The 10,569-nt window shown below is 72.9% G+C and carries 11 protein-coding genes, 1 pseudogene and 1 riboswitch; of the genes and pseudogenes, 7 read left to right on the top strand and 5 right to left on the bottom strand.

The genetic code is table 11. The annotated features are described in order from the left end of the window. The first annotated feature begins 76 nt into the window (after positions 1–76). A complete protein-coding gene (locus NBW84_RS15105) occupies positions 77–571 on the top strand; it encodes a hypothetical protein (RefSeq protein WP_250285381.1) in 495 nt (164 codons plus the stop codon). A 225-nt stretch (positions 572–796) separates the two neighbouring features. Here NBW84_RS15105 and NBW84_RS15100 read toward each other — a convergent pair whose 3' ends face one another. Continuing rightward, on the bottom strand, positions 797–1,990 hold the full coding sequence (locus tag NBW84_RS15100) for a trans-sulfuration enzyme family protein (RefSeq protein WP_250285380.1): 1,194 nt from the start codon (positions 1,988–1,990) through the stop codon (positions 797–799). 122 nt (positions 1,991–2,112) lie between these two features. Here NBW84_RS15100 and NBW84_RS15095 point away from each other — a divergent pair, with 122 nt between their 5' ends. Beyond that, entirely contained in the window at positions 2,113–2,349 is a 237-nt protein-coding gene (locus tag NBW84_RS15095) for a hypothetical protein (RefSeq protein ID WP_250285379.1), read from the top strand. Between the two features lie 164 nt (positions 2,350–2,513). On the opposite strand, the gene NBW84_RS15090 is transcribed toward NBW84_RS15095, so the two are convergent. Then, entirely contained in the window at positions 2,514–3,224 is a 711-nt protein-coding gene (locus NBW84_RS15090) for a Fic family protein (RefSeq protein ID WP_250285378.1), read from the bottom strand. Continuing rightward, entirely contained in the window at positions 3,221–3,442 is a 222-nt protein-coding gene (locus NBW84_RS15085; protein WP_250285377.1) for an AbrB/MazE/SpoVT family DNA-binding domain-containing protein, read from the bottom strand. The genes NBW84_RS15090 and NBW84_RS15085 overlap by 4 nt, the downstream gene beginning before the upstream one ends. 337 nt (positions 3,443–3,779) lie before the next feature. Here NBW84_RS15085 and NBW84_RS15080 point away from each other — a divergent pair, with 337 nt between their 5' ends. Beyond that, positions 3,780–4,772, top strand: a complete 993-nt coding sequence (locus NBW84_RS15080; RefSeq protein ID WP_250285376.1) for a tyrosine-type recombinase/integrase — start codon at positions 3,780–3,782, stop codon at positions 4,770–4,772. Between the two features lie 392 nt (positions 4,773–5,164). Continuing rightward, complete coding sequence (locus NBW84_RS15075) at positions 5,165–5,530, top strand: hypothetical protein (RefSeq protein ID WP_250285375.1); 366 nt, start codon at positions 5,165–5,167, stop codon at positions 5,528–5,530. 242 nt (positions 5,531–5,772) lie between these two features. Here NBW84_RS15075 and NBW84_RS15070 read toward each other — a convergent pair whose 3' ends face one another. Continuing rightward, positions 5,773–7,296 (bottom strand): aminotransferase class V-fold PLP-dependent enzyme, encoded by a 1,524-nt coding sequence (locus tag NBW84_RS15070; protein WP_250285374.1) that lies wholly within the window; start codon positions 7,294–7,296, stop codon positions 5,773–5,775. A gap of 35 nt (positions 7,297–7,331) precedes the next feature. Continuing rightward, a riboswitch (SAM riboswitch) is annotated at positions 7,332–7,444 on the bottom strand. A 211-nt stretch (positions 7,445–7,655) separates the two neighbouring features. Continuing rightward, a complete protein-coding gene (locus NBW84_RS15065) occupies positions 7,656–8,117 on the bottom strand; it encodes a VOC family protein (RefSeq protein WP_445548367.1) in 462 nt (153 codons plus the stop codon). Between the two features lie 1,037 nt (positions 8,118–9,154). On the opposite strand from NBW84_RS15065, the gene NBW84_RS15060 reads away from it, so the two are divergent. The 3 genes and pseudogenes from NBW84_RS15060 to NBW84_RS15050 form a co-directional block, all read left to right on the top strand. Next, positions 9,155–9,808, top strand: a complete 654-nt coding sequence (locus NBW84_RS15060; protein WP_250285372.1) for a cysteine dioxygenase — start codon at positions 9,155–9,157, stop codon at positions 9,806–9,808. Beyond that, positions 9,805–10,215, top strand: coding sequence for a rhodanese-like domain-containing protein (locus tag NBW84_RS15055; protein ID WP_250285371.1), 411 nt, complete (start codon positions 9,805–9,807; stop codon positions 10,213–10,215). Before NBW84_RS15060 ends, NBW84_RS15055 begins: the two co-directional genes overlap by 4 nt. 165 nt (positions 10,216–10,380) lie before the next feature. Next, positions 10,381–10,569, top strand: a pseudogene (locus NBW84_RS15050) (hypothetical protein); the annotation flags it as partial.

Genomic DNA, 10,569 nt, shown 5'->3' with positions numbered 1-10,569 from the left:
ACCATCGCCTGTGCCACCGTCGCCGCCCGCACGGTCACCGGCCGCCGCCGCGACGCCTGAGGCGAGGATTGTCACTGTGACGAAGTTCTTCCTGATCCTGCACGTGCTGGCCGCCGTCCTCGCCGTCGGACCGGTCGCCGTCGCCGCCAGCATGTTCCCCCCGGCCCTGCGTCACGCCCAGGCCAGCCCCGGCGATCCGGCCGCCGTCGCGGCCCTGCGCGTCCTGTACCGCGTCTGTGCGGTCTACGCCCTCGTCGGTGTCGCCGTGCCCGCCCTCGGGTTCGCCGCCGCGGGTGAGCTGGGTGTCACAGGCAACGCCTGGGTGATCGCCTCGATCATCCTCACCGCGGGCGCGGCCGCCATCCTGGCGCTGCTCGTCCTGCCCGGCCAGCGCGACGCCCTCCACGCCGTCGACACCGCCGCGCAGGCCACGGCGGGCGCCGACGCCACCGCCAGCCTCGACGCGCGGGCCGGCGCACGCCTGGCCATGCTCACCGGCGCCTTCAACCTGCTCTGGGTGACCGTCACCATCCTGATGATCGTCAGACCCGGCTCCACCACCGGAGGCTGACCCACCCGTAGGTGAAAACCGCCATCCCCCCAGCCGAAACCACCTACAACCGCGGCAAGCGTAGGTGGAAACCGTCATCCTCACAGCGGAAACCACCTACACGGGCTGAGGCGGGCGTAGGCGGCTCTCCGCTGTCAGGCCCGAGTGAACCGAACCGCTCCGCGCGGACAGCCGGTGCCGTACCGGTTCGTGGTTTGGGCCTCCGTCCGTTCGCCGGCACTGTCGCTACAGGGAATCGGCTGCTGTGAGCACGTCATCGACGAGGTCGGCGGTGTCCTCGGTGCCGGCGGCGAGCCGGACCAGTCCCAGGGGGATCCCCGAGGCGATGATCTGTTCCTCGCTGAGCATCCCCGCCCACATCGCCGCGGGGCGCACCGCCAGGGACTCCACACCGCCGAGGCTGACCGCTCGTCGGACGTAGCGCAGCCGGTCGAGGAAGGTGTCGGCCGCCTCGTGGCCACCGGCGAACTCGACCGCGAGCACCCCGCCGAAGCCGGTGAGCTGGCGGGCCGCGAGCGCGTGCTGCGGATGCGCCGCCAGGCCCGGGTAGTGCACCCGCGCGACGGCCGGGTGCCGCTCCAGCGCCTCGGCGAGGGCCTGGCCGTTGGCGTTGTGCCTGGCCATGCGCAGCGGCAGCGTGCGCAGGCCGCGCAGCAGCAGCCAGGCGTCGAAGGGGCCGAGTACCGCGCCGGTGAGCAGGCCGACGTCCCAGACGCGGTCGAGGAGCTCCGCCGGCCCCGCGAGCACACCGGCTGACACGTCGGAGTGGCCGTTGAGGTACTTGGTCGCGCTGTGCCACACCAGGTCGACACCGAGGTCCAGCGGCCGCTGGTTCACGGGTGTGGCGAAGGTGTTGTCCGCCAGGACCAGCGCGTCGTGCGCGTGGGCGAGGCCCGCGACGGCGCGCAGGTCAGTGATCTGCAGCAGCGGGTTGCTCGGTGACTCGACCAGGACGAGGCGGGTCCGCGGGGTCAGGGCCCGGGCGAAGGCGTCGGGGTCCGTCTGGTCCACCTGCGTGGTCGTCACGCCCAGGCGCGGCAGAAGGTTCAACAACAGGGACGCCGTGCCGCTGTAGGTGGATCTCTGCCCGATCACGTGGTCACCGGTGGAGACCAGGGCCAGCACGGCCGTGGTGAGCGCCGCCATGCCCGAGGCGGTGACGAGCGCGGCCTCGGCGTGCTCCAGCTCCGCGACGACGGCCGCGACCTGCGCGTGGTTGGGGTTGCCGAAGCGGGTGTAGAAGCCCTGGCCGCGCCGTTCGACCGCCGCCTGGGCGAACGTCTCGGCGTCCTCGGCCCAGAAGGTCGCCGTCTGGTAGATGGGCGGCGCCACGGAGAGGTCGCGGCGCGCCTCCCGGTCGGCGTGGTTGACCGTCGTGCTGGCCGCGCTGGCCGCGCTGGCCGTACGGGCGTCCGGCATGCTTCTTCTCCTGTGTCGGCGGGGCTGGGGCTGACATCGCCAGGAACAGCACGATGTAACGGACCATAACCAACTAAAGAACAAACCCGGGCTTCACGCGCGGATCCGGCCCCCGCGGAACAATGGCCGCCGACCTGCGGTCGGCGTGGCTGGAATCGACGGCGGCGGACCGCGCCTACGCGGCCTGGGCGCGTGAGGGGGCCGGCATCTGTGTCTCACCGGCGCCGACGACATCCTCCAGCGTCCTCGCCCAGCAGCACAGCACGCAGGCCACCGCGGCCAGGCAACGGTTCGTCGCGTCCTGGAACGAGCTGGCCCCGCGCTACGGGTTCGCCTCCCGGCAGGCCGACGAGATCTGAGCGGAAAGCGTAGGTGGAAACCGTCATCGGCCCAGCGTTTTCCACCTACAGCAGGGGCAGCCGTAGGTGGAAAACGTCGCCCACACAGCGGAAAGCACCTATTGGCTCCAGCCAGACTTTTGTGATCAGTTACGAGCGTGGCCAGTGGCGCCGGCCGTGAGCGGCTACGTCGCGGCGCGGCGGTTCGCCTCGTCGGCGAGTGAGACCGCCAGCAGGCGGGTCAGGGCGGGCGTGTCCTGGGTGTCGAGCATGGCGATGTACGCGGGCCGCTGGGTGACCTGGACGATGGCGGGGAACCCGAACCTGCGGATGGTCTGGTAGGCGATGATCGCGCGGCCGACGCGGCCGTTGCCGTCGGAGAACGGGTGGATGCGTTCGAATGCGATGTGCGCACCGGCGATCGCCTCCAGCAGGGCCTCGTTGTCGAGGTTGACGGTCTGCCACTCGGCCTGGTCGGCCCACTGGAGCGTGAGCTCTCGGACGCGTGAGGGTGGCGCGGGCCGCCAGGACGCCCCGGTGACAATGTTGCTGGAGGTCTTGTACCGGCCGTGGTCGTGAGCCAGATGGTCCATCAGCGCGGCGTGCAGGTCCAGGACAAGGCCGGTGGTCAGCGGTTCGTCGTCGGCGACGGCCCGCAGGATCCGGGCGAGCGCCTGGTAGTGGTTGGCGGCCTCGTACAGCTCGCGCACCGGCGTGCCGGCCACGGGCACACGTTCGTCGACCAGCAGGGTGATGGTGTCGGCCAGGGTGAGGGTGTTGCCCTCGATCGCCGCGGAGTGGTGCGCCAGGCGCACCAGCACGTCCTCGGCGTACTCCGGCGACAGGACCTCGGCGCGGGCGACCTCGGCCAGGAACTCCTGCCGGGTCCAGGTCACGACCGGGTCCGGGCCGCGTTGATCACAGCCATCAGCTCGGGCAGCGACGCGTCCTCGTACCGGCTCACGGCGCGGACCTCGAGTACGCCGGCCCGGACGGTCACCTCGACCGTGTCTCCGGGACCGATGCCCAGAGCGTGCAACTCGGCCGGGCTGATCGTGATGCCCGCCGAGTTCCCGATCGTGACGACCTTCTTGCGCATACGAACAGGGTACATCTCAGTACGAACCCTCTGTGGCGATGGCGGCCGAAGCCCGGCCGGCCCGGCACCTGTCGACTGAGCGTTCCGCTGTCCTCGACGGCCGTAGGTGGAAACCGTCATCGGCACAGCGGAAACCACCTACGCATCCCCTGGCGGCGGGGCCGTCAGGGGTCACCGTGCCTGGTCCGGGACGGCTGTGCGGCTCCGCCGGCAGGCCCACCTCCGTTCAGTATCGTTTTGTTTTATGTTTCGTATAGTTACGAAACTTTGGATACGAAACTATAGACATCCTGACGCGCGATAAGCTTTACTTCTCGGGCGTCAGCGGGATGGGGAAGAGGAGGGCCGGGGAGTGGGCGGCGACGGTGCGGAAGTTGCGATTCGCCGGGATGACGATGGCACGCTGCTGTCGTCCGACCTGGTCGAGCGGGTGGCCGACTATGCCCGGGCGGCCAGGGCCGACTCGACGTGGCGTGCCTACGACACGGACCTGCGGCACTTCGCCGCCTGGTGCGCCGAACGCTCCCCGCACCTGGTGGCGCTGCCGGCGCTGCCGGCGACCGTGGCCGGCTACCTGACGGCGCTGGCCGACGCCGGCTACAGACCGGCCACCATCCGCCGCCGGCTGGCCGCCATCTCCGTGGCCCACCAGCTCGGCCGCCATCCCAACCCGGCCGCCTCCCCCGAGGTCGCGACCGTCTGGGACGGCATCCGCCGCGTCCACGGCACCGCGGTGACGCGCAAGAACGCGCTGGAGACCGGCCTGCTCACCCGGGTGCTCGCCGAGCTGGACGACTCCCGGCCCGCCGACCTGCGCGACCGGGCGCTGCTGCTGGTCGGTTTCGCCGGCTGCCTGCGCCGCGGCGAGCTCGTCGCGCTGGACGTCGCCGACATCGCCGAGACACCGGACGGAGTCGTGCTGACCATCCGCAGGTCCAAGACCGACCAGGAGCGGGCCGGGGCGCTGGTCGGCCTCACCTTCGGCTCCTACCGGCCGACCTGCCCGGTCCGCTCCTGGATCGCCTGGCGGCAGGCCGCGGGCCTGACCGACGGGCCCGCCTTCCGCTCGGTCAGCCGCCACGGCGGGGTGGGCGCGGGCCGGCTGCACCCGGGCTCGGTCGCCCGCATCGTCCAGCGCCGGGCCGCCGCGGCGGGCCTGTCCCCGGAGGACTTCGGCGGGCATTCCCTGCGGTCCGGGTTCGCCACGGCCGCCGCCCGCGCCGGCGTGCCCGACCGGGCGATCATGCGGCAGGGGCGCTGGCGGTCGTCGGCATCCCTGGACAGCTATGTACGCGCCGGCCGCCTGTTCGACCGCGACAACCCCTCGGGCCGGGTCGGCCTGTAGCGGGCGGCGGCCGCGGCGTCCGGGCCGTTACCGCCGGGGCTGGCCCGCGGGCCCCTCGGGCCGGGCGGGCCCGAGCTCCACCGCCGGCGCGCGGCCGCCGGGCCGTGACCGGTCTGACCGGTCTGGCCGGTCTGGCCGGTCTGTCGTGCCGGTCACTCTGTGCTCGGGATCTGTGTGCGTTCCGGTTGACGGACCGATAATGGATCCTGCTGGCCGGCTCCCGTCCGCAGTCAGTCAGACCCGCACGGTCAGGTGGATCCGGAAGATGGCGGAACGGCCCGTGTGCTCGACATCACCACTCGGCCTGTGCTATCTGACCTGCATGGCAGCCTGCGACGTCCAGGCCCGCCGCCCCGTCCACGCAGGCGATTCCGGAGGTAGCAGCCCATCCCATGGCCGAACACACCCCTCGCCGCAACATCGAGACCTGGGCGCACGAGCTGCCCGCCAGTTTCATCGAGTGCCGCACCATGGGACACCGCTGGGAACCCCACAGCGCGGTCTGGGACAAACAGGCCCGAGCCTACCATGTCATCCACGAATGTGACCGCTGCCACACCCAGCGCAAGGCCTGGTGGAGCCGCAACGGTGAGATCACCGCCGCGGGCTACAGCTACCCCGAGGGCTACCTGACCAAGGACGTCGGCTACATCGGCGCCGACGGCCGCGGCGTGCTGCGCACCGAGTACCTCGCCCGCGTCTTCGCCGCGGCCGCCGCCCGCGGCGCCGGCAACGGCAACGCCCCGCGGGCCTCCTGAGGACACCCGGCACACGTGATATTCACCGGCTCCCGGAACACCTGGACCCCGCGGGCCTCCTGAGGACGACCGGCACCCGAGACAGCCCGGACGGCTGGCAGGCCCCGCTCCAGAACGCGGACGGAACCCACCCGGCCGGGACGGATACCGGCCCCGCCCTGGCCAGGACGAGCGGGCTTTCCGGGGGGACCGGCGGCCGGGGGCCCGGTTGCCGGCGGGCGGCCGGTCAGTGGATACGCCGGTCAGTTGGCGCAGATGCCGGCCAGGGCGGGCAGGACGGGCGGGGTGGCGGCGTCGGGGGCGAACCAGCCGGGCAGCGGGCGGGTGTCGGGCACGGGGGCGCAGCCGGCCGGTCCTGCCTGGTAGGTCCAGCCCGGGCCGTCGCGCAGGTAGGTACGCAGTGCCGTGACGAGCCGGTCGATGTCGTCGGAGCGGGTGCCGACGCCGACGCTTGCCCGCAGGGCGGAGCCCGGCAGGCCCAGCCGGGCGAGCAGCGGATGGGCGCAGAAACGGCCGTCGCGCACGCCGATGCCGTGCTCGGCGGACAGGTAGGCGGCCGCCCGCGCGGCGCTGTCGCCGGGCACGGTGAAGGTCACCACGCCGAGCCGGTCGGACGCGTCCGCCCAGATCCGCGGGATCTCCACACCTGGCAGCCCGGACAGCCCGGCGACAAGATGGTCACGCAGCGCGGCCTCGTGGCGCTCGAGGGCGCCGGGCGCGAGCGCGGCCAGCACCTGGCAGGCCGCGGCCAGGGCGGCCGCGCCGAGCGAGTTGGGGGAGCCCGCCTCGTGCCGCTCCGGGGCGGCCTTCCAGGTGGCGGTGGTGCCGGTCACGCCGGCCACGGCACCGCCGCCGGCGAGGTACGGCGGCGCGGCGTCGAGCCAGTCCGCGCGGCCGATCAGCGCCCCGGCGCCGTAGGGCGCGTAGAGCTTGTGGGCGGACAGCGCGACGTAGTCGACGTCCCAGGCGGCCATGTCGACGCGGCGGTGCGGCGCCAGCTGCGCGGCGTCCACGACGATCCGCGCGCCGTGGGCGTGCGCGATCCTGGCGATCTCGGCGACGGGGACGACCTCGCCGGTCACGTTCGACGCGCCCGTCACGGCGACGAGGCAGGCCGGCCGGTGCGCCAGCGCCCGCCGGAGACGGTCGAGGGTCGCGCCGACGGTGCCCGCGGCCGGCAGGCAGCGGTGCCGGACGGCACGCCAGGGCAGCAGGTTCGCGTGATGCTCGACATCGAGGAACAGCACGTCGCCAGGGCCGGCGTCCCCCGCCCGGCCGTCGCCGTCCGAGCGGCCGGCGTCCGCCCCGCGGCCCGGGCTGTCGTCCGGATGGCCGCCGGCCGCCGTCCCGGGCAGGCAGCGGGCGAGCAGGTTGAGCGCGTCGGTGGTGTTGCGGGTGAACACCACGACGTCCGTGGGCCGCGCGCCGACGAAGGCGCCGACCGTCCCGCGCGCCGACTCGTACAGCGCCGTGGTCACCTGGGAGGCGTAGCCGGCGCCGCGGTGGACGCTGGCGTAGAACGGCAGGATCTCCTCCACCCTGGCCGCCACGGCGGACAGGCACGGGGCGGACGCGGCGTAGTCGAGGTTGGCGTAGCGCTCCTGCCCGCCCTGGACGAGCGGAACGCGCAGATCCGCGCCGACGACCGGCAGCAGCGGCCCCACCGGCAGCGGCTGGGCGCTGGCGGCGACGCCGTCCACGGCCACGGCAGACGGCTCCCCCGGCCGCGGACGGACGGGGGTCTGGATGGCGGCAGGGGCGGTCACAGCACTCCTCACGGGTCCACCGGACCCGGAAGGCGGGTCCGCGCTTACCGCAGCCACGCGGCTACGGCCTGGTCCTCACCCGGGGCACCCCACCGCGGAGGAGGGTTGCCGGCCAGCAAGCCGGGGCTTGACGCTGGCGCTCATGACCTGTGCCGAGCATACCGGGGATGTCGGACACGTGCCCGGCGGTGGCGCCAGCTCCGGCGGACGGCCCCCGGACCCCTCCACCGGCCGCATCACCGATCAGGAGCTGGGCGCCCCGGCCGGGAACCCGGCCGGACCCCGCCGAACAGGACGCGGCTCCCGCCCGCGGCCACGCCGGGCGGGAGCCGCCGGACGGCCCGTCCCGGCGGCAGCGGTCACGGGCCGCCGAGGTCCGGGACGATGATCGAGCCGTCTGCGGCGAACGGGAGACCGGGATTGTGGGCGATCTCCCAGACGTGGCCGTCGAGGTCGGTGAAGACCCCCGCGTAGCCGCCGTAGAACGTCTCGGCCGCGGGACGGGTGACCGTGGCCCCCGCCCGTTGCGCCGCCGCGATGACGTCGTCGACCTCCGCCCTGGAGCGGACGTTGTGCGCGAGCGCGACACCGCCGAACCCGTCCGCCCGCCCGGCGGTGCTCCCCGTGGCGGCGCTTCCCTCGGCGATACCGCAGTCGCGGGCCAGCCTGTCGCGTCCCCAGAGCACCAGCACGGTGCCGCCGGCCTGGAAGAACACGGTCTCCTCGAGCTCCTGGCCCTGCCAGCCCAGCCGCTCGTAGAACGCCCGGGCGCGTCCCACGTCCCCGACACCCAGTGTGATCAGGCTGATCCGCTGCTCCATGAGCGGAAGGTATCCGACCGCTTTCCCCGGCGCGGGACGGCTTTCCGGGCGGATCTCCGCGAACCGTCTCATCCCGCCCGGTGGCCCGTTCGCGACGGCGGTCACGAGCCCATATCCGGAGGGTGGTGGACGTCGGGAGTTCCGGGTTCTGCGATGTCTCACGGCTGGCGGGACAGCGCGGGACGGATGATCGGGAGGATGTTGCCGGGAACGCGCGGGGCGGCCCGGGCGGGGCGTCGGAGCGGGTGTACAGGAATGAACGAGGATTGTGACGGCGGATCGGTTGTACAGTGCCGGGCATGGCATCCCGCCGCTTTCTGCCGCACAGCGACCGCGTGATCGACCAGGTGCTTGTGGCCAGCGCGGCGTGTACCGGCGGGTGCGGCCCGCGCGGGATGCGCTGACAACCGTGGACGGGCGCCACGGCGCCGGTTCCGCTCACGTCATCTCAGGCCAGCCGGTCACACCGGCGCGTCGCCGGACCGTCTGAGCCCGCCCACCCCGAGCATCCGTCCGGGCCCTGGCGCGTTTTCGGTTCGTCGAGCGCACCCGGCTGTCAGCCGGCCGATTTCTCCCGGCGGCGGCGGTTGCGCCGGGAACGCCGCCCGGAAGCGACGACAGGAGCGCCGGCGGGAGCGCCGAAGGGCATGCCGCCGCCCGCGTCGCCGGCGGCTCCGAGGGGCCGCCGGCGACGCGAAAAAATGTAATCGCGCTGTTTTTCCGGCTCTTCACAGCTCGCTGGAAAATGTAATCAGACGACTACAGAACTGGCGAGTACACGGTGACGGTCTGCGGCCCAGCCGCCTCGCCGCGGGCGCGGTCGGCGTGGCGCTCGTCGCCGAAGAGCCAGGTCAGGGCCCTGTCGGTACCCAAGCCGCGAGGCTGGCAGACGGCTCGCGGCTGCACTGGGCCACCACTGGCAACAACTCCTGGTGATCGGATGAACACAGTTTCCGGTGCACTGCGAGGAGCCGTTTTTCCACCCGTACAGCTCTCCATCCGTAGCGCTTTCCGCCCGTGCCGACAGGGAGCCGAGCATGCCACTCATCCATCCACGACTCGCGGGCACCGACCTGGTGCCGGATTTCCTGCTGGGGGACGAGAACGAAACGGTGGGACCGCATGTGCTGGCCGCGCTGACCCGCTCTCTCGGTGCCGCGACCGGGATATGGTCGGCGATCCTGCGCCACGACCCGGTCAACCGCTGGTACACCCGGCTCGTGCTGTCCGGGTCGGTCGAGGTGTGGCTGATCAGCTGGTGCCCGGGCCAGTACACCCGCGCGCACGACCACGGCGGCGCGTTCGGCGCGCTGACCGTCGTCCAGGGCCCCGTCACGGAGATCGTCTGTGACGCGGACTGGCGGCCGCGCGGCTGGCGGCGGCACGAACGGGAGGCGTCGCCCACATTCGGCCGCGACCACATCCACAAGGTGGGGAACGCGGGGAGCGCCCCGGCCGCGACCATCCACGCCTACTCCCCCCCGGAGCTGCCGATGCGGTACGCGCCGGACGCCGCCGAGCAGGCAGTCGAGGGCTTCCTGTTCGCGAACGTGACCGGTGGCGGCCTGTTCGACGCCGTGCCGGCCGACGCCACCGCCACCGCCGGCGCCGGCGCTGTCGCAGGCAGCCTCGCCACGGCCGCTGGCGGGGACGTGGCGGGGGTTGTCGCCGTGGGCGGAGGACGGCCGTGAGCGGCAGCCGGATCGACGCGATGCTTGCCCGGGCACGCGCCCGCCTGGAACGTCTCGACCCGCCCACGGCTGCGGCGGCGGTGGCGGGCGGGGCGCTGCTGGTCGACATCCGGCCCGCGGCCCAGCGCGGCGCCGAGGGCGGCATCCCCGGTGCGCTGATCATCGAACGCAACGTCCTGGAATGGCGGCTGGACCCTACCAGCGACGCGCGCCTCCCCCAGGCCACCGGCGACGATGTCAAGGTCATCATCATCTGCTCGGAGGGGTACACCTCCAGCCTCGCGGCGGCGTCCCTGCAGGATCTCGGCCTGCACCAGGCCACCGACGTCGTCGGAGGCTTCCGCGCCTGGGAGCGCGGCGGCCTCCCGATAATCACCTATAGCGACGAAGATCGTCACCTTCAGTAACTAACTTCACTGAAAGGTCTTGGACGATCTCTTAGCGTAAGGGTGCTCACTATCACGGTGAGTAACGGGGGTGACCGCCGAAGCCCGTCCGCATCCCCGTGTCGGCCACACGCGCGGACGGGGCCGGGCCCCATCTGCCCGGAACGGCGGCAGAGGGGTGATGGCATGTCCATCTCGAGCCGTACGGTCTCACCCACGATCACCGCGGTCTCCTGCGCCGTCGCCGTCGCTGTCGCGGTGGCCCTGACGCCCCACCCGGCCGGGGCGGCCACCGTGACGGCCACCGGCGCGCCCGCCGCGGCCGGCGCGGCCCCTGTCTCTTATACACATCTGACGCTTCCGACGATCTTACGC

It is taken from the genome of Protofrankia sp. CiP1_Cm_nod2 (assembly GCF_920664355.1).
Classification (GTDB): domain Bacteria; phylum Actinomycetota; class Actinomycetes; order Frankiales; family Frankiaceae; genus Protofrankia.
Note: the sequence above shows the minus strand (reverse complement) of the source record. Positions and strands in the feature narration are given on the sequence as shown.

Bases quoted from the DNA above. Each gene is read 5' to 3' on its own strand.
- NBW84_RS15100 (WP_250285380.1), bottom strand. From the start codon at position 1,990: ATGCCGGACGCCCGTACGGCCAGCGCGGCCAGCGCGGCCAGCACGACG.
- NBW84_RS15095 (WP_250285379.1), top strand. From the start codon at position 2,113: ATGGCCGCCGACCTGCGGTCGGCGTGGCTGGAATCGACGGCGGCGGAC.
- NBW84_RS15085 (WP_250285377.1), bottom strand. From the start codon at position 3,442: ATGTACCCTGTTCGTATGCGCAAGAAGGTCGTCACGATCGGGAACTCG.
- NBW84_RS15075 (WP_250285375.1), top strand. From the start codon at position 5,165: ATGGCCGAACACACCCCTCGCCGCAACATCGAGACCTGGGCGCACGAG.
- NBW84_RS15065 (WP_445548367.1), bottom strand. From the start codon at position 8,117: ATGGAGCAGCGGATCAGCCTGATCACACTGGGTGTCGGGGACGTGGGA.
- NBW84_RS15060 (WP_250285372.1), top strand. From the start codon at position 9,155: ATGCCACTCATCCATCCACGACTCGCGGGCACCGACCTGGTGCCGGAT.